Consider the following 20,213-nt stretch of genomic DNA (forward strand, 5'->3'; position numbering starts at 1 on the left):
ATTGCAAATTTAGGTTTTTTATTCTTCCACATTCTTCATTTTCATTAAAAGTGAATAAGCCCCTTTTATCACAATAGTAGTTTCATTCAAATTTTCTGAAATAATTTCAGTAAATTCATTTTCTGTATTTCCTGTTGTAACTTCTTTCATTACAAATTGTTTGTTTTCTTTGGCAACAAAAACATAATTCTTGTTTTCATAATTTACAATAGCTTCTGATGGCAACACATTTGATTGTTGACTTTTTAATTCTATTTCAGCATTCATATACATCCCTGGCAAAAGTGATTTGTCATAGCTTGTAAAGTGACAGTGCATTTCTGTACTTCTGTTTTCGGAAAAGTCTTTACCAATTAAAATGATTTTACAAGGATATTTTTTTTTTGGATCAGTATTATTATAAGCTATAACTGACTGGCCAATTGCCATTTTGTTAATGTCTTTTTCGAATACGGTTAGTGCCAAATGAATATCAGAAGGATTTACAATCTCGAATAAAATATCGCTTGGATTTACATATTTTCCAGTATTTACATTTACTTTAGACACATATCCGCCTATTGGCGAATAAATATTGATGCTTTTTGAAATGTTTTTTGCAGTTACATTACTAGGATTTATCCCTGCGAATTTTAATTTCTCTCCATACGATTGCACCATTACCGATAGTGAGTTGTATTCTGATTGTGCTTGTTGGTACACTTTATCGCTGCTAGCTTTGCTTCGATTAAGTTCTTTTTGTCTTTCGAATTCAGCTTTTGCATACCCAATTTTTGCTTTTGCCAAAAGGTAATCTTCCTGTAATTGAATGTATTGTTGGTCTTCTACTACACATAAAACTTGTCCTTTGGTTACATACATTCCCTCTAAAAGCTTGGTGTATTTTAAATATCCTCCCATTGGAACGCTTATGGATACTAAATTTTGAGGTGGCACATCTATTTTTCCATTTAATTTTAATAATGATGAAATCTCTTTTTGCTCGATTTTTCCGGTTTCAATACCTGCATTTTTTATTTGTGCATCAGTAAGTGTTGTTGTGTTTTCGATAGCTTGAGAAGCTTCTCCCGAAGCTTCGGGATCGTTTTCTGTTTTATTATTTCCACACGAGTATAGAAAAAATAACCCTATTAAAGTAATGACTGTATTTTTCATTTATTTTGATATTAAATTTTCTAATTTAAAAATTGTTTCGTTGAATTTTCTAACTGTTTCAATGTAGTTACTTTGAATTTCTGTATTTTGATTGATCAACATTACCCATTCCAGATAATTGATGTCACCATTAATGAATTTATCATTAGCGGCTTTAGTTATCAAATCTACATTCTTTAAAGCCTGATTTTCGAAATAAGTAATAGTTTCTTGGTGTTTTTTCGATTCTTGAATTAATTCCTGATACTGACTTTCCAGTTTTAATTTTTCGTTAGTCAAATTATTTTCTGCAATTTGACTGTTGATTTCTAATGCTTTTTGTCTGTTTTTTATGTTTGAATTAAAAAGCGGAAGCGCCACTCCTAATTGTCCGTATACACCATTATAACCGTCTTGAAAAGACGTTTGTGTTTTGAATGTCTGCCAGTAAACACCGCCAATTAATTCTGGTAATTTTTTAGATTTTTCAAGTGAAATTTGCGCTTTGTTGCTATTTACTTCTTGCTCAAATAATTTTATACTGGGTTGATTGTCCGTAGTATTTTTTTCTAAATTTCCGGCAAAATTCATTTTGAATGTATCTGAAACCGGGATAAAGTCTTTATCGGTGTTCAGGACATATTTAAATTGCAATTGTGTCATTTTATAATCACTTTGTAACTCTCGAAGTTGAATTTTTATTTGTCCTGATTGATTTTCGGCAGTTGCTTTTTCTAATATATTGCTTTCTCCTTTCTCAAAACGAAGTGTTGATTTCCTTAAAAATTCAGAATAGATACTATCACTTTTTAGCAATAGTTTTTCTTTTTCTTTGAGATAAATCATTTCATAAAACACAGTTGTAACTTGCTTGGTCAATTCCTTTCTTTGTAAGACTTCGTTCCATTGACCAGTTTTGGCCTCTTCAATTAGCAGTTGTTTCTGCCTTTTATAAACCGTTGGGAATTTTATGCTTTGTGAAACACCAATTTTTAAATCATTTAGATTACTGTTAAACTGACCGTACTCGCCAATAATTCCCGTGTTGGAAATATCATAGCCTGTTTTGGTCATTTGTTGCAAATATTCTGAATTTAGTCTTTCATTTTTAATTTTGATATTATTTAAAAGAGCCGTTTCAATCGCTTTGTCAATTGAAATTTTTTCCTGAGCATGTGCATTTTGGAAAGAAAAAAACAGTCCCAATACCATGATTGTTGTAATTGATTGCATTTTTTTTGATTTTAATTTAGCTCCTTTTTCGAACATAATGTATAAAATTGGTAAAACAAATAAGGTTAAGAAGGTGGCCACCAATAATCCTCCAATCACAACAGTTGCCAATGGTTTTTGTACTTCGGCTCCGGAGCCGTTGCTTAATGCCATGGGCAAAAATCCTAATGAGGCAACAAATGCAGTCATTAAAACAGGACGTAAACGTATTTTAGTCCCTTGTAAAACAATCGCTTTCAAATCGGTTTCACCTGATTTCTGAATACTGTTAAATTCTGCAATTAATACCAAGCCATTTAGAACCGCTACACCAAATAAGGCTATAAAGCCAACTCCGGCACTGATGCTAAAAGGCATTCCACGCAATGCTAAAAAGAAAACACCTCCAATTGCCGAAAGTGGAATCGCGGAATAAATCAATAGCCCTTGTTTTACGGAATTGAATGCAAAATATAGCAAAATAAATATTAATAATAATGAAACCGGAACAGCTATCATTAAACGATTTTTTGCTTCATTTAGGTTTTCAAATGCACCGCCATACGTAGGATAGTAACCCGCGGGAAATTTCATTTGGGCTTCGACTTTTCCTTGCAACTCTTTTACTATACTTTGCACATCGCGGCCTCGAACATTAAAACCAACCACAATTCTACGTTTAGCGTCTTCTCTTTGTATTTGATTCGGACCTTCAGTAATTTCAACTTTTGCCAATTGGGATAGCGGAATTTGCAAACCATTTGGTGTTGGAATTAATAAATTTTGAACATCTGCCAAATCCTGACGTTTTTCGCCTTCCAGACGAACTACTAAATCAAATCTTTTTTCACCTTCGTAAATAACTCCGGTGCTTTGTCCTGCAAACGCGGTATTTACTATTCGATTAATATCTTCAATGTTCAATCCATATTGCGCTATTGTTGACCGATTGTAGTCAATTACCACTTGTGGCATTCCGGTAACGGTTTCTATATAAAGATCAGAAGTACCCTCGACCGTATTCACAATTTTGCCCAGTTTATTAGCATACAAAGCTAAGGTGTCTAGATTTTCTCCAAATATTTTACAAACCACGTCTTGTCTTGCGCCCGTCATTAATTCATTAAAACGCATTTGTACCGGATATTGAAAACCGTAAGAAACACCTGGAACAGCTTCTAATTCCTTAGCCATTTTTTCTGATAATTCGTCAAAAGTTTCTGCAGAAGTCCATTCGCTTTTATCCTTTAAAATAATCATCATATCGCTGGCATCAATAGGCATTGGATCGGTTGGTACTTCGCTGCTTCCAGTTTTACCAACAATTTTCTCTACTTCGGGAAATTTTTCTATTAGTATTTTTGCGCCCTGCGAAATAGCTGTCATCGAAGTTTGCAAATTACTTCCCGGTAAAACCCTTGTTTCTACAGCGAAATCCCCTTCTTCTAATGAGGGCATAAATTCACCACCCATAAACGAAAGTGTAATTAACGCCAAAAGAAATAATCCCAAAGTTACAGCAATAATTGTTCGAGGAATTCCTAATGCTTTGTTCAGAAGAGGTTGATAGAAATTTTCTAATTTTTCCATCATTCTATCTGAGAAGTTTTTTTTGTGGGATATGTTTTTATTCAAAAACAAAGCAGTCATCATCGGAACATAAGTCAACGATAATATAAAAGCACCAAACAGAGCAAACGCAATTGTTTGTGCCATTGGCAAAAACATTTTTCCTTCAATACCTCGCAAAGTAAAAATTGGAATGTACACTATCAAAATAATCAGTTCTCCAAAAACGGATACATTACGCATTTTTATAGACGTTTTCAATACGGTGTTATCCATTTCTTGCTGTGAGATTTGAGAAGTTTTCCTGCTGTGTAAACTAAACAAACATGCTTCAACAATAATAACGGCACCATCTACAATCAATCCAAAATCTAATGCTCCTAAACTCATTAAATTACCGCTCACACCAAAAATATTCATCAGTATGACTGCAATTAACATCGCTAAAGGAATAACCGATGCAACGATTAATCCTGCTCTTATATTCCCTAAAAAGAAAATTAAAACAAATAGGACTATCAATGCTCCTTCTAATAAATTAGTTTCTACCGTTGAAATGGAATTATTTACCATTTTTGTTCGGTCTAGAAAGGGTTCTACAATAACGCCTTCGGGTAAGGTTTTTTGTATTTGCTCAATACGTTCTTTAATTTTTTTGATAACCACATTACTGTTAGCACCCTTTAACATCATCACTACTGCACCTGAAACTTCGCCAGATGGCACTCCTTTTTTATTAAAAGTCATTGCACCATATCGGATAGCACTACCAATACGAACATCGGCTACATCACGGATAAATAAGGGACTACCGCTACTGATGTTTTTAATAGAAATCTCTTTTATATTTTCAATGGTATTAATCAATCCTTCACTTCGAATGTATAAAACTTTAGGTCCTTTCTCTATGTAAGCACCACCAGTATTTTGATTGTTTTTTTCTAATGCTGTAAAAACATCAGCAATCGTAATATTATACGATTGTAATTTATTGGGGTCAATGGCAATTTCAAATTGTTTTAATTTCCCACCGAAACTACTCACTTCTGCAACACCTTCCACGCTTAATAATTGGCGGCGAACAATCCAATCCTGAATGGTTCTCAACTCGGTTACATCGTATTTTTTTTCATAACCAGGTTTTGTTCGAACCGCATATTGGTAAATTTCACCCAGCCCAGTAGTTACTGGTGCCAGAAATGGATTCCCTATTCCTTTTGGAATTTGGTCTTTAACAGCGCTTAATCGTTCTGTTACTTGTTGTCTAGCCCAATAGACATCCGTTGCATCATCAAAAACAATGGTTACCACTGATAAACCGAAACGAGAAAAACTACGAATTTCTTTAAGTCCAGGAATATTGCTACTGGCCTGTTCTATTGGAAATGTAATTAGTCGTTCAATATCAGTTGCGCCCAATGATGGTGCTGATGTGATTATTTGAACTTGATTATCCGTAATATCAGGGACAGCATCTATAGGTAATTTGGTGAATTGATAACTTCCATATCCTATCAGTGCAATAATAAAAAGGCCAATGATGAGTTTATTTTTTATTGAAAACTCAATTATTTTATTCAACATAATTTATAATTATTAATTATTTTTCTAAGAATATGCTGTAATACAAATGCTCATCAATGTATAGACGATGATGAATTGTAAAAAAACATTAAAAATAATTAACAATTTTTTGGAGGCCTCCAGATAGATAGTAGAACTCTTGAAGAAAAATGATTTTGTAAAAAAGCAATTTTTTGTGGTTCTTTAAAATAATAGTTAGGAATAAATTTGATTAATTTTATTTCTACGTTTATTGCTAAATTTTGATTAAATGAAAAGTCAGAATGATTATGCAGAGGTAAATCTCCATGCTCATCGTGTTTCTCATCATGATGCTTGTTTAAATAATGATCCGCCAAGAAATGAACCAAAGTAACGGCTCTATGATTATTGTTGTGTTGAATGAAATGTGAAACCAAAATAGGTAGGCGCAAACTATCCTCAACAACAAAAGGAATTGTTAGTTGTAGGCAAATGATTAAAGTTATTATGTTTTTTAAAAATTTCACAAAACAAATTTAAGTACTTTTTTAGATTTTATTTTAAATGATATACTTAAGCATTGACACATTACGTTTCTTATTTTAAAGAAAATTAAATAATCTGGTGACTTTTGTAAAATATTAAATTCATAACTTCATGATTATGTATAATCAATTAAAGAAAGCACAAATGTAGAACATAAATTTAAGGATTTACTTAAGAATTACTTAAGGTCTGCTTCTAATAAACTTAATATCACTCGTGTTCCTATGTTTTCTTCACTGGTTAATGTAATATCAATAGTAAGTAACGAACACAGTCTTTTTACAATAGACAAGCCCAATCCGGTTCCTTTTATTTCAGGGTGAGCATTCGATTGTGAACGATAAAATTGATTGAAAATATTCTCTAAGTCATCCGCAGGAATTCCTATCCCAGAATCTGTGATATGACATTCAATTCTAGAAGCTAAACTCTTTATATGTACTGTTAAATTCCCGTTTTGATTCGAATATTTCAACGCATTAGAAATCAAATTATTGACAATAATTAAAAATAGATAACTATCTGTTTCTATGTAATAATCTCTCGAAAATTGTGTAGTGATAGTAATGTTTTTAGACTGTATCGCAGTAGAGTTTCTGGCAATAGTATCTAAAAATATAGCGTTCAAATAGACTTTTTCTATTTTTAAACTTTGTTTTTGATTTTCAAATCGGGCCAATAAAAGCAATTGATCAACCAAATGATTCAACCGATCGACTTCGGTAACACAAAAATTAATTTTTTCTTCATATTCAGCAGGATTTCGAGGTTTTCGAATCAAAACTTCCAATGTTCCTTTGATAACCGTTAAAGGCGTTCTTAATTCATGCGATGCATCCGAGGTGAATTGTTTTTCTCTTTCGATAGCTGTTTCAATTCTATCTAATAAATTATTTATGGTTTGAGACAGAATATACAATTCGTCACGGTTTTGTGGCAATGGAATTCTGGATGTCAGATTGTCTTTAGTAATAATATTAGAAGTTGTGATTATGGAACTAATAGGTTTTATGCTCCTTCCGGCAATAAATCGTGCTATAAAGAAAAGTACCATTAGAATTAAAGGATAAGCAATAAGCAAGACCTCAAATAAATTATTAAGTACCATCGTAGCATCTTCTAAGGACATTGCAATTATGATATACCCAATAATTTTTGTTTTATGATAAATGGGAACCTGAATTTGTCGAATAGAATTATCGGCTAATTTTGTATCAAAGAGCTTGTTCTCCGCATTGTTTTCATTAAAGATAAGAGACGATTTTTTGAGATTAGGCGATTTTTCAATCACATTTCTATTTTTATCCACAAACTGAATAAATACAGGATTTACATCCAGCGTATTGTGTTCTCGTTCTTTCCATTCTTCTTCATGAATTAAATGAAAACTATTACCCACAATTTCAATTTCTGATCGATGTTTATCAACTTCACTGGTAATATCATTATTCACATGACTGTAAACACTGAATTTAACAATAGAATAGATGATAAAGAAAACTACAGAAATCAATAAAGCTGTAGTCACTATATAATGGGAGGCAATTCTATTTTTAAAAGAAAGTTGTTGCATTTTTATTAATCATTAGCGATGTAACCTACACCGCGAACTGTTTTTATGTAGTCTTGTTCAATTTTTAAATTTAATTTTTTACGAATTGCATTCATAAAAACATCAATCACACCCGTATCATATTCAAAATGAATGTCCCAAACATCCTCGATAATTTGGGTTCTGGTACATACTTTGCCTTTATTTTTGACTAAATACGTCAATAGATCAAATTCACGTTGAGTCAAATTCACTTCAGTATCACTAACGAAAACACTATGCTTAGTAATGTCAATTTGAATTGTTCCAAGAGTCAGAATTTCATCTTCATTTTGATTTCTGAAATGAATTTTGATACGTTCGAGCAATTCGTCAAAACTAAATGGTTTTTTGATATAATCATTGGCACCAGCTTTCAAACCTTCAATTGTTTCTTGCACAGTATCTTTGGCCGTCAAAAATAAGATTGGCGTATGACTATTTTTTAATCGAATGGATTTACAAAGTTCCAGTCCTGTCATTTTTGGTAACATCCAATCTAATAAAATCAGATCGAAATTGTTTTTTTGAGTCAGTTCAAACCCTTTTAAACCATCCGAAGCACTGGTGATTGTATATCCTTCTTCTTCTAATCCTTGCTGAAGAAATTGAACAATTCCCGCTTCATCCTCCACGATTAATATGTGCATGATTGTATAAATTTAGGCTTTATTGCATGACAAATTTAAATGCAATCGTACCAATGTTAGCATTTAAATTATCACTTCTTTCATAATGATTGAATCTAAAATCAATATTTTTCAAACCAAATTTCAAAATTTTTGTACCTGTAAAAATATCAGTATAATTGATTCCAAAACCATATTGATTCGCATCAAATGTAGCTAAATCTGCATCAGAGGTATAATATCTTTCTGTTGATAAATGGGTTTCATAAGGCGCATAATATTTTGAAGCCGTTTGAGTGTAATAACGATACATTGGAAAAACGGTAAACCTATCAGATAATTTTATAGGAAGCTCAATCGTTGCGGTATGCGATTGAATATCCCAATTATCGGAATAAAAACGGTAATAGGTTCGCAATATAAATCGTTCATTAATGTAATAATTCAAACGCGCTCCAACTGGGATTTTAAATCGGGAATCCGGTAATCTTTCGATATCATCAGCCAGTTTATAAACTCCAGTATTCGTTGAACTTTCGTAAGTATTAATGTATTGTGCCTGACCGATATAATAATTAGCTTTATCAGCAAAATAAATTCGGTGATACGGTGAAGACAATAAGCCTTGTTGCTGTAAAATATCGAAGAAGATTGAAAACTGTAGTTTTTTAGTTAAAACCTGTGAGAAACCAACATAAGCCGAATAAGAGTTTCTATTTACGCCACTTACCGTTTGAAATGCTGATGGCAAATAATTTGTTGTGGCTTGCCCATTTTGATCTAAAACTGATACGCCATTAAAATAGCCTTGATTTAAAAAATTAGCACCATATTTTGAATATTCGTCTAATTCCGTTGGATAAATAGGCCTCCATTGATCCAGATACACATTGGCTTTCAAGCTTAATTCGGTATTTTTTTCATTAAAAAGAGTCGCAATTCCTCCTCCAAAACCAACCGAAGTATAATCATACTCATTTGAAAAAGAAACATCAGTATTCCAAATAAAATTCCTAGAATCACTACTATGACTATAATTAGCAACAATTGATACTAATTGATCGCTTTTAGAAGCTCCAGAGGAAGCTTGCCAAGGAGTCCCACTGGGTCCGCCTGAACTGGAAGCTCCAGTTGAATTAAACGGGTTGATGTTACTTGATGATGCTGATGAATAAGCTGATATTCCTAAATCAATCGTTAAAACATCATCATCATTTAATGGCATCGCCACCACAATATTTGAGGCAATATCAGTAAGTTTCTCCGAACCAATTCCACCTGAAACAGCTGATCTTGAACCGTCCTGATTGTAATAACTAGCTAAAAAATCGACCTCAGTACTCTCTAATACTCGTTTTTTAAATGCTGGTGCAGTAGTTTTGTCTTGCGAAAAGGCAATGCTACTGATTAATACTAAAAGAAATAAAAATTTTATTTTCATTGTATAGAAATTACTAATTACTATCTAAATTGTTGTTTTGTAAATTAGTTGCAACCACAACCACCACCTGATTTACCACCATTGGCTCCAGCAGCTGCTTCACGATATATTTGAAAAGAAGTTTCATATCGCTCTGCAGTTCTTGCCGTTAGTTTCATTTCAGGATCATTTATTTTTTCTTTTTCGTATTCTTTTGCTGAACTACACGATTGTAAAATCAGCATTACAAAAAACAAAACCGTTATTGTCTTTATCATTTTGAATGTCTTTTATTAATTATATTTTTTAACATCAATTCCTTTTGACGAATGGATTTTACCTTTATCATCAACAATAATACATTCAATCCCTTTGAGCTGATTGACTAAATCCAACCCTACTTCTACTCCAAGAACAAAAATTCCTGTAGCCAAAGCGTCAGCAATTTCAGTCTGCTTTGCAAATACAGATACACTCACCACACCAGTTGCCGGATAACCAGTTCTGGGATCAATAATATGGGAATACCGTATTCCATTAAAAATAACATACTTCTCATAACTTCCTGAAGTTTCTACAGCACTATCTTTTAATGGAAATGTGGCAAAAACTTTATTTTTATTCAAAGGATTTACAATTCCCACATTCCAAGGTTTCTCATCGGGTTGTTTTCCCCAAGCATTAATATCTCCGGAAACATTTACAATTCCTGAACTACATCCTTTTGAAACCAATAAATCTTTCACTTTATCGGCAATATAGCCTTGACCAATCCCACCCAAACCTAATTTCATTCCTTCTAATTTCAGGAAAATGGTTTGTTCTTTCTTGTTTATAATAATATTTCTGTATCCAATTTTTGCAACTGATTTTTTTATGGCTTCTTCTGTCGGCATTACTTTCATCGAACCATCAAATTTCCATATTTTGTCCATGGAAGCGTATGATATATCAAAGGCGCCATCGGTAATTTGAGAAATTTTAATCGCTCTTTCGACCAATTCCAAAACTTCAGTACTCACTTTTATAGGTTTAATACCTGCATTTCGGTTGATTTCTGAAATTTGTGTAGTCGGGATCCAATCAGAAATTAAATTCTCTATGCGTTTTACTTCGGCTACAGCCAAATCTATATACTCATTACTTTTCAGAGTGTCATTTGCAACAGCTGTAATCTCAAACGGGCTTCCTAACATCGACAACTTTCTTTTATGGGCGACTTGACCAACGGAAATGAAAGTTGTCAATACTAAACATATGGAAATTATGCTCTTCATCATTTTTCAAAGGAATGGATTAATTTGATATAATCAGCTGGAGAAAGGTTTTTGAAACCTGTAATTCCTAACACATTCCCAGTTTTGTCCAAAAGTAACACTAATGGAAAATTTCCTGATTTATTATATTTTTCAGCTAATTTTTTATTGCTCTCCATCAACTCTGGTTCGAGTTGATTTGCTTTTTTCTTTGGAAAATCAGCTTTGTAAATAACCCAATTTTGGTCGGCTTCCTTTTTAAATTCTTCTGATTTCCAAATGGTATTTTCTAATTTAATACATGGAGCACACCAATCTGATCCTGAAAAGACAAGAAGGATATTTTTATCTTCTGATAGTGAGTGCGCTATTGCTTCTTCAAAATTGGATTTCCAGTTTTGAGAATGTCCTAACGTTCCTATAAAAAGAAACAAGAACATGACCTTTTTTTTCATCTTTTAAATCTATTTTGACACCGTAAAAGTATTTATTTCTAGTGAAGTATAGTTTTCTGATTGTAAAAATTAAGACAGAATTAATTTAACAAATTTAGTACAGCTATACACGTTTTTTTATTTGTTGGACTAGACAATAACGGTCAAAGTTGTTCCAGATAATGTAGTCTGATATTGTTTTAAATTGGATGGCGCAGGTCCTGAAATTACAGTGCCTGAACTTGTAAACTGAGAATTATGTCTTGGACAAACAAAAACATTACCTGACTTTTCATAACCAAGCGTTACTCCTTCATGAGTACAAGAAGACGATACTGCCAAAAAAGTTCCTGTAGTAGTCCGTGCAATAATAATTCCTTTCATTACTATAAAACCTCCATTTGTGGCCAAAGTTCCTGTACTGGTATCAACTGTAAAATTACCTGTGGCGGCTGGTGTTGATGAACCGGAGCCACTAGTACCTGAATCGTCTGAGCTACAACTTGTAGCTAAACCGGCTATACAAGCAGGCAATAAAACTGTTGCTGCCCCAAATCCTACTCTTGCAAAAAATTCTTTTCTAGTCATGATTATTTTATTTTAGGTTGGTTAATACTATTACTTACGAAAAAAAAATACCGATAGTTTTTTTTTTCGTAAAAAACAGTTTTTATAAAGATGCAAAATAATTTTATGTCTGTTTTAAAATTTTAACAGTATTTATTAAGATTAATTAAACCTTATTGCTCTTAAATTTAGTTTTCTCAAAATATTAAGCAATTCTTAAAAAAAAGCACTAAAAAATATGTATACTTTTGTAAATAAAAAAAATATTATGAATTTTTTAAAAAAGTCTTCTCCTTTTTATTATTTATTACTCTTTTACATTGCCGTAAGCTTTGTTTTAAGGGTCATACTATTTTTTCATCCTATAACACAAACCTCATTTACTTGGGCAGATACGCTGACTTTATTTTTTTTAGGGTTTGTATCTGACTTTTTTATTTTTGTTTTACTTAGTGGCTTTTTATGGGTCTATCTTATTTTCATCTCCAATTCGAAGTATTTGCAACCCTACGGTTATATTATTTTTGGATTGCTATTAACGCTATTACTTTATGTTGCATCAGGCAAAACAATACTTAATGAATATGGCAGTGCTTTACCCACGATTGCAATTGGTTTTGTGGCAATAAAAACACTTTTGTTTGGATTATTACTTTTTCTTCCTAAATACCGAAGTCAAATCAGGTTTTGGTTGTTTTCATTTGTGATTTTTCTTTATGTGATTTTAATTTTACAAAATGGAATCAGTGAATATTTTTTCTGGAATGAATTTGGCGTAAAATACAATTTCATTGCGGTAAATTATTTGGTTTACACCAATGAAGTTATTGGAAATATTATGGAGTCTTATCCTGTGATTCCATTGTTTTTAGTACTCTTTATAATTGCAGGATTTGTAACATATCTAATTGTAAAAAAATCAAAAAACTCTATTGAAAGTATTCCTGCCTTCGTAGAAAAAATAAAATTATCAGGGATTTATTTAGCACTATTTACCCTTTCTTTATTTGCAATTCCATTTTTTGCCAGCAAAGAAAGCTCTCATAATGTTTTTGCAAATGAACTTCAAGCAAATGGTATTTACAAATTCTACTTGGCATTCATGCACAGTGAATTGGATTACTTCAAGTTTTACAAAACACTTCCCAGTAGTAAAGCATTTGCTCAATTAAAGCAACAAATTCCGTCCATTTCTGGACAAACAACTTGGAGACAAATAGAAAATGAAGCTGCCGAGAATCATAAAAATGTAGTGCTGATAACTATCGAAAGTTACAGCGCCGAATTTATGAAAATGTATGGTAACGAAAAAAACATTACTCCATTTCTTGATAGTTTAGCAACCAAAAGCTTAGTTTTTACAAACCTTTATGCCGCAGGAAACAGAACTGTTCGCGGTCTAGAAGCAGTTACTCTATGTTTCCCTCCTACCGCTGGTGAAAGTGTGGTAAAACGTGAAGACAATAAAGATAAATTTTCGACAGGAAACATTTTTAAACAGAAAGGATATACTGTGAAATTCATGTATGGAGGCGATGCTTTTTTTGATAATATGCAAGATTTTTTCAAAGGAAATGGATATGAAATTGTGGACAAAAAAGCTTTTGAACCTACTGAAATCACTTTTTCTAATATTTGGGGTGTATGTGATGAAGATATGTACAACAAAGCAATTAAGATAATGAATAAAGAAAGTGCTACTAATAAGCCGTTCTTTAATCACATTATGACGGTAAGCAATCACAGGCCATTCACGTATCCAAACGGGAAAATTGATATTCCGGGAGATGCAAAATCTCGTGATGGTGGTGTCAAATACACGGATTATGCGATCAAAAAATTCTTTGAAATAGCTAAAAAACAGCCTTGGTTTGCCAATACCATTTTTGTTATTCTTGCGGATCATTGCGCTTCCAGTGCAGGAAAAACAGAACTTCCGGTGGAAAAATATAGAATTCCAGCCTTGATTTATAGTCCGGGTTCAAAACCCCAAAAATATACAAACCTAATGTCGCAAATAGACATTATGCCAACTTTATTCGGGTTATTAAATTTTGATTACCAAAGTAAATTTTACGGTCAGGATGTTTTAAAACCAGATTATAAACCTCGCGCTTTGATTGCAACCTATCAAGATTTGGGATTGATTAAAGACAATGTTTTAACGATTATTTCGCCTAAACAAAAAGTAAAACAGTTTAAATTGACTTTGAAACCCAACCAAAAAGTAGCTCGTGATTTCCAAATTCATTACGAACAAATAGTGTTGAAAAAAGAAAGGCCAGATTTAATAAACGAAACAATTTCATACTATCAAACAGCCTCGGATATGTTAAAGAAAAAGAAATATCAAAAAATAGATTGACATAAAAAAACGGGTGAAATTAATATCTCACCCGTTTTTTTAATTGAAAATATAGGATTACTCTCTTTCGTTTGTCAAACCAAAAAGATTCCCTTTTTTAAAAGTTTTTAAATCCTTTTTTAAGGTTTTGCTATTGCGTTTTGTAAGTTCTTGAGCATCAAGATTACTTAAGTCCGGTTTTCCTGCATTTACCCAAGCCGTGTACCAAAAACTTGCTGTTGCAGTAATGGCTTTTTTCATTTGTTTTTGAACCATTCCGTTTAAATCCGTGTGTAATTTAGCCGCATATTCATCGGAATATAACATTCCACCGTATTTATTTTTGACTACATTTCCAGTAGCATCAGTTACATACATCTTGTTTTCTGCAGTTGAAATTCTTAGTCTTTTATCAGTCGCCAACAAAGGATCTACTAAACTGTGTGTATCAAAAATGATATCCCAAGTTGCTTTATCCACATCCTCTAAATATTTACCTTGTGCAACATTTAATTTATAATCTTTAGCAAACAATTCCGGCAAACGACTTTCCCACAACGAATGAATTCCTTTTTGGTTGGTGTTTTGTCCATCGTGATTGTCAGAAGTATGCAAGGGCATGTGCGCATCTGCAATATAATGTCCTAAATCACCTGCAATGAATAATATTTCGTTTTTTCTTTTGTCTTTGAAAGCCTTAGTCAATTTGACCATCATATCCTGAATGTACCAGGGTAATATTCCGTTTTTATTTAAAAATTTTTCATCGTATTTTAGTTTTGCTTCTTCCATAGTTTTAGGAAAAGTGGCCACATCACCAAAATTCTCCATGTCAAAATAATGACGTGGAGGCTCTGCTTTATCATTCAAAATATTTCTTCTCAAATCAGGAACCGTAGATTCTTGAGTAATAAAATCAATATGATTGTAAAAAAAAGTCTGTAATGGTTTTGGAAGTGCCATTACCGCCGCTCTATTGATTCGTTCATGACCGATAACTCCCCATGACAAGAGAAAAAAAGCAATTCCAAGAGTAGATAACGCAATAAGTGTAGGTCTGATTTTAAAATTTTTCATTAAATTTATTTTTTTGAAATGCAAATGTATTTCTTTAAATCGTTATTAGAAAAAATTGGCTTTAAGATTCTGTTAATTAAAAAAGAAAACAACAAATATGTTTCGACATCAAGGAAAAAACAGAACTTTTATTCACAATCTTCGTTTAGCCACCTTATTATCTTTTGTAGCCGGAATTGTAAATGTTACGGGAGTTTTATCTATGCAAACATTAACTACCAATGTTACGGGGCATTTCGCCTACTTTGCTGAAGAAATCATGAAACGAGATTATGCAGCCGCAATTACCTTTTTTGTATTCACTATTTTCTTTTTATTGGGCGCTTTTACCTCTAATTTTTTAACCGAATTGATTTCCAAAAAACATCCAAATTTATCTCATGTAATCCCAATTTCATTAGAAATGATTGTTTTAATTAGTGTTGGGCTTTTTGGAGCACAATCATCATTGTCCAGTTCAGAAGGAAAATGGATTGCTTTTTCGATGCTTTTTGCCATGGGAATACAAAACTCTTTGGTGACAAAAATTTCTCAATCAACGGTCAGAACAACCCATTTAACTGGACTTTTTACTGATTTAGGAATAGAACTTTCGCAATTATTCTTTTATAAAAAACCCGATGAAAAGAAAAAATTAAAAACCAGTATTTACCTGAGATTATCCATTATTATTTTCTTTTTTATCGGTTGTATTTCAGGTGGTTTTCTTTATAATTTATTGGAAATGAAAACCCTTTTTGTTGCGGCAATCTTTCTATTATTTGCGCTTTTGTACGATTATATTAGATTGCAATTTCATGTGATTAAACGAAAAACCTTTCATCATAAAACTATTTTAGATAAATAATCGAAATCAAAGTCGCGGTTGCAATGAAGCCCCAAAGTAAAATTCCTTGAGCCAGCGGTTTTAACCCCACTGATTTCAGAACAGTTCTATTTAATCCTGCTCCAATTAAAAACATAGTTACCGTAAGACCTATTTTTGCAACTGAAACAAAATGCGGTCCTATACTCTTCATTTGAGGCAGATACGTATTGGCAATCATGGCCAGAATGAATAATCCGATGAAATATGGGATTTTTATTTTCCCCGATTTATTTTTGAAAATAAATGCCGTAATCAATGCTACAGGAATAATCCACAAAGCTCGGGCTAATTTTACCGTCGTAGCTATTTGCAAGGCTTCCGGACCATATTTACTGGCGGCTCCTACGACTGAACTCGTATCATGGATGGCAATGGCACTCCATAATCCAAATTCTTTTTGTGATAAATCCAACCAATCACCTACCGCTGGAAATAAAAATAGCGCCACCGAATTCAGAATAAATATCACTCCCAAAGCAACTGAGGTTTGTTTTTCATTGGATTTGATTACTGGGGCAATCGCGGCTATGGCGCTTCCTCCGCAAATTGCAGTTCCGCATGAAATTAAATGAGAGGTTTTCTTCTCCGTTTTCAACCATTTCCCTAAAAAAGTTCCTAAAACTAAAGTGCTCACAATAGAAATAATCGTAAACAAAAAGCCTTCTTTACCAGCAGAAACTGCACTGTGGACATTCATTCCAAATCCTAAACCAACTACTGAAAATTGTAGTAAAAAATGAGTGGCTTTATGATTTAACTCTAAAAAAGGATGCCCAAAAAGGTTGGCTACAATCAATCCTAATACTAAAGCAATTGGCGGAGAAACAAAAATGGTAGTGCAAAACAATAGTAATGCAACAAAAATGAATTGCTGCAATGTGGCATTTACTTTAAAAAAAATAAAAGATTCTTTTTGAATTATTTTTTGATGCGTTTCCAATGTAAAGTTGTTGAATTATTACAGTACAAAGGTGGAACGATAAATCTATATATACCAATCGCAAATTATAATCTCCTATAACTTTAAATTATAATGATTGGAAATATTCTGGATAAACAAATCGGATAACGAATCCGTTTTTCCTTGTAACGTAATAACGTAAAAGAAACGTTCTATTACCAGATCTTTAATATCTAAGATAGCTAATTCATTGTTTTGAAGTTCTTTTTTTATAGCATGAATCGATATAAAAGCCACACAGTCAGAGTTCATCAAATAAGATTTTATGCTTTCGGTACTTCCTAATTGCATTTCTATTTTTAATTCTGATAATTTAATTTCAAATGGTTTTAACGCATGTTCAATAACTTCAAGTGTTCCTGAACCTTGTTCCCGCATCAAAAAATACATTTTTTTAAGATCTTCCTGGGTCACTTCATCACGACTTACTAATGGATTGGAACTCTTACAGACTAAAACTAATTCGTCCTTTAAAAACTCCGTATATTTAATAGACTTATTTTTTGATTGTCCTTCAACAATTCCTATTTCGATTTCCTGTTTTAATAAAGCATTTTCTATTTGTTCCGTATTTCCATTTAGTAAACTTACTTTTACATCTTGTAATTTTTGATGAAAACGAGCTAAAAGTGGCGGAATTATATACTGAGAAATTGTCGTACTAGCTCCTAATCGCAACAATCCGGATCGTTGATTTATCAGCGTACTCATATCAAAATCTATCTCACGGTATATTTCAAAAATACTTTTGGTATGCTTCAGTAAGACTTCACCTGCAGCTGTCAGTGAGATTTTAGAACCGTTTCTTTCAAAAAGTTTGATTTTATATTGTTCTTCTAATTCCTGAATATGCTTTGAAATCGCAGGTTGCGTAATAAACAATTCAGTTGCAGCTTTTGTGAAACTCAACCGATTAGCAACGGTATAGAAAACTTTTAGTCTAAAATCCATGTTGTTTAATTGTATTTTATTACAGTAATCCGTTATATTTTCGAACAAACCATTCGGTTGCCAACAAAATTGAAATCAAAATCAATAACCAAATCCAATCAATCAAAGGTGTTTTGGTAACAATATTCTTTTGTATCGCCTTATATTCCTCATTTTCCAAAAGCGATTTAATCAACACATCAACTTGGTCCGAAAAATACGCTTTCCCTTGTGTTTGCGTAGCCAATTGTGTCAATTTCTCCAGATCTGGATTGACAAATTGTTTTTCGATATCAAAATCAAGAATTTCAAAACTACTGGAATACGTCGATTTAGAATTCAATTCTTTTACCGTAAACGCGTAAGGTCCCGCTTTAAGCCCGTCAAGATTGACTTTATAGGAATTATTTCCTTTTAATAAATCGTAATTTTTTGTTTGTTTCGTTTTGGTATTCGTTACCGCAATAGTCAAACGTGCTTTTTCATCAAACTCATAATTCTTATTGAAATATTGCGCGGTTATTTCAATGGCTTCACCGGAATTATAGAAACTTTCATGTTCTACCACTAATGATTTTTTAGAATTATTAGAAGCCAAAAATTGAATAATCTTATCCATGAAAACATCATATTTTTCAAATGATTGATTGTTGACATGTGTTTGCAAACGCCATTTCCAGCTGTTTTCTCCCAAAAGATAAGCGGCTCGCCTGCCTTGATTTTCTGCAAAAGCTAGTAAAGGCGCATTCGTATCTATTGTTCTAATTTTGGATGAAAGCAAAACGGACACCGCTCCTTTTGTAGTTACGGTTCCAAAAGCATTTTGCAAAGGCGGTAAATTTTCAAACCCAATATTATCAACCGCAAACAAATTAAACTGCGCATTAAAAACCGACAAATAATCTTCTTTTTGTCCACTCATTTTAAAGTTCAAATTATCCTGTTGCTGATTCAGAAAATTAAAATCGGTGTTGTTACCAGTAATAATAAATGTATTGATTCCAACACCTTTATTACTCTCAAAAATGTTTTTAAATTCGGCTGTTGGCTGGTATAAAATTAAAACATTAAAATCTTGTAACGTATTAATATCATTAGGTTTAACGATAGTTACTTTACGCTGTACATTTGATTCAATTGCTCTTTTTAGTGCGCCTAAATCAGGATGAGTTATAGCTGATACTATAGCAATATTTGTTTTTTGGTCAATAACTTCAACCGCAAAATTCTTAGTGTTATTGTACGTGTTTTTTTCTTTTTCTTTAGATGAAATAGTAGCTTTAAAAATCTGTAATCCTATTTTATCAGCTGGTAAAAGCACGCTTACGGTTGCCGTTTTTTTGGAAGGTGAAAAGGCAATCGATTGTTTGCTGAATACCGAATTTCCTTGTGAAATAATAAAATCGGCCGTTATGCTTTTAGTTCCTGAATACTGTAAAAAAGCTTCTACAGGAAATTTATTCTTATGAAAAGCATATTTATTAACATTCAGTTGATTGATTTTAAAATCTAAGAAAGTTGTCGTATCGCCAACGATTACAGGATATACTTTATTCGCAGTATCAAAACTAAAGACATAATCATTTCCCGAAGTTTGGTTTCCATCCGTAATTAAAACTGTTGGATAGATTGCATTTTTATAAATGCTTTTTAGATTTTTGGCAACAACATCAATATTAGTTTGAGTTCCTTTAAAATCAAATGTTTTAGTCGGTTCAAATTCATCTGAAAACTGATACGATTGCAAATCGAATTTCTCTTGTAAATCAGAGTTTGATTGTATTTTTTTGTACAATTCTAATGCTTTTTCATTGGCATTCAAAAAAGAAATAGAACTCGAATTATCAACAACAATGGGCAAAGGCGTTTTTACCGTTTCAAGCGTATTTTTAGTTACTATTGGATTAATTAACAATAATAAAATTCCAAAGATGGATGAAAAACGCAAAAAAGCCAAAAACCAACCGATTTTCGATTTGTTTTTGGCTTTGTAGATATATTGAAAAAATGACAAACCGCCAGCTATTAGTAAAGAAAGTAGTAATAATAGAACGGTTGTTGTTGTCATTCTTTTTTTATTTTAAATGATGAATTTTAAATTTTAAATTTTCACATCATTTAAAATTCATC

At 32.3% G+C, this 20,213-nt stretch carries 16 protein-coding genes; 2 read left to right on the forward strand and 14 right to left on the reverse strand.

Going from position 1 to position 20,213, the window contains the following annotated elements; all coding sequences use genetic code 11:
* Nucleotides 1-18: 18 nt before the first annotated feature.
* The 10 genes from ACNQF6_RS10575 to ACNQF6_RS10620 form a co-directional block, all read right to left on the reverse strand.
* Nucleotides 19-1,155 carry an efflux RND transporter periplasmic adaptor subunit gene (locus ACNQF6_RS10575; RefSeq protein WP_417965691.1) on the reverse strand — a complete coding sequence of 379 codons (1,137 nt, stop codon included), beginning with the start codon at nt 1,153-1,155 and terminating at the stop codon, nt 19-21.
* Nucleotides 1,156-5,499 carry a CusA/CzcA family heavy metal efflux RND transporter gene (locus ACNQF6_RS10580; protein ID WP_417965693.1) on the reverse strand — a complete coding sequence of 1,448 codons (4,344 nt, stop codon included), beginning with the start codon at nt 5,497-5,499 and terminating at the stop codon, nt 1,156-1,158.
* Between the two features lie 98 nt (nt 5,500-5,597).
* Nucleotides 5,598-5,987, reverse strand: coding sequence for a hypothetical protein (locus ACNQF6_RS10585; protein ID WP_417965695.1), 390 nt, complete (start codon nt 5,985-5,987; stop codon nt 5,598-5,600).
* A gap of 197 nt (nt 5,988-6,184) precedes the next feature.
* Nucleotides 6,185-7,579 (reverse strand): sensor histidine kinase, encoded by a 1,395-nt coding sequence (locus ACNQF6_RS10590; protein WP_417965697.1) that lies wholly within the window; start codon nt 7,577-7,579, stop codon nt 6,185-6,187.
* Nucleotides 7,580-7,584: 5 nt separating this feature from the next.
* Nucleotides 7,585-8,247, reverse strand: coding sequence for a response regulator transcription factor (locus ACNQF6_RS10595; RefSeq protein WP_282712946.1), 663 nt, complete (start codon nt 8,245-8,247; stop codon nt 7,585-7,587).
* Between the two features lie 19 nt (nt 8,248-8,266).
* Entirely contained in the window at nt 8,267-9,667 is a 1,401-nt protein-coding gene (locus ACNQF6_RS10600; RefSeq protein ID WP_417965699.1) for a DUF3570 domain-containing protein, read from the reverse strand.
* 44 nt (nt 9,668-9,711) lie between these two features.
* A complete protein-coding gene (locus ACNQF6_RS10605) occupies nt 9,712-9,924 on the reverse strand; it encodes a DUF4266 domain-containing protein (protein WP_417965701.1) in 213 nt (70 codons plus the stop codon).
* Nucleotides 9,925-9,939: 15 nt separating this feature from the next.
* Complete coding sequence (locus ACNQF6_RS10610; protein ID WP_417965903.1) at nt 9,940-10,923, reverse strand: FAD:protein FMN transferase; 984 nt, start codon at nt 10,921-10,923, stop codon at nt 9,940-9,942.
* Nucleotides 10,923-11,357 (reverse strand): thioredoxin family protein, encoded by a 435-nt coding sequence (locus ACNQF6_RS10615; RefSeq protein ID WP_114754549.1) that lies wholly within the window; start codon nt 11,355-11,357, stop codon nt 10,923-10,925. Before ACNQF6_RS10615 ends, ACNQF6_RS10610 begins: the two co-directional genes overlap by 1 nt.
* Nucleotides 11,358-11,486: 129 nt before the next feature.
* Entirely contained in the window at nt 11,487-11,924 is a 438-nt protein-coding gene (locus ACNQF6_RS10620) for a QcrA and Rieske domain-containing protein (RefSeq protein ID WP_417965704.1), read from the reverse strand.
* A 247-nt stretch (nt 11,925-12,171) separates the two neighbouring features.
* Between ACNQF6_RS10620 and ACNQF6_RS10625 the strand changes: the two genes are divergently transcribed.
* Nucleotides 12,172-14,268, forward strand: coding sequence for an LTA synthase family protein (locus ACNQF6_RS10625; protein WP_417965706.1), 2,097 nt, complete (start codon nt 12,172-12,174; stop codon nt 14,266-14,268).
* A gap of 57 nt (nt 14,269-14,325) precedes the next feature.
* Here the strand turns inward: ACNQF6_RS10625 and ACNQF6_RS10630 are convergent, their stop codons facing one another.
* Nucleotides 14,326-15,324, reverse strand: coding sequence for a zinc dependent phospholipase C family protein (locus ACNQF6_RS10630; RefSeq protein WP_417965708.1), 999 nt, complete (start codon nt 15,322-15,324; stop codon nt 14,326-14,328).
* 97 nt (nt 15,325-15,421) lie between these two features.
* On the opposite strand from ACNQF6_RS10630, the gene ACNQF6_RS10635 reads away from it, so the two are divergent.
* Nucleotides 15,422-16,171, forward strand: a complete 750-nt coding sequence (locus ACNQF6_RS10635) for a YoaK family protein (protein ID WP_417965710.1) — start codon at nt 15,422-15,424, stop codon at nt 16,169-16,171.
* Here the strand turns inward: ACNQF6_RS10635 and ACNQF6_RS10640 are convergent.
* The 3 genes from ACNQF6_RS10640 to ACNQF6_RS10650 all read right to left on the reverse strand — a co-directional run bounded on the left by ACNQF6_RS10640 (nt 16,155) and on the right by ACNQF6_RS10650 (nt 20,151).
* Nucleotides 16,155-17,132 carry a YeiH family protein gene (locus tag ACNQF6_RS10640; protein ID WP_417965711.1) on the reverse strand — a complete coding sequence of 326 codons (978 nt, stop codon included), beginning with the start codon at nt 17,130-17,132 and terminating at the stop codon, nt 16,155-16,157. The two genes, ACNQF6_RS10635 and ACNQF6_RS10640, sit on opposite strands and share 17 nt — an antisense overlap.
* 75 nt (nt 17,133-17,207) lie before the next feature.
* Nucleotides 17,208-18,104, reverse strand: coding sequence for a LysR family transcriptional regulator (locus tag ACNQF6_RS10645; protein ID WP_417965713.1), 897 nt, complete (start codon nt 18,102-18,104; stop codon nt 17,208-17,210).
* A gap of 19 nt (nt 18,105-18,123) precedes the next feature.
* Nucleotides 18,124-20,151 (reverse strand): hypothetical protein, encoded by a 2,028-nt coding sequence (locus ACNQF6_RS10650; protein ID WP_417965715.1) that lies wholly within the window; start codon nt 20,149-20,151, stop codon nt 18,124-18,126.
* Nucleotides 20,152-20,213 lie beyond the last annotated feature (62 nt).

The organism is Flavobacterium pasteuri, assembly GCF_048286615.1.
Lineage (GTDB): Bacteria > Bacteroidota > Bacteroidia > Flavobacteriales > Flavobacteriaceae > Flavobacterium.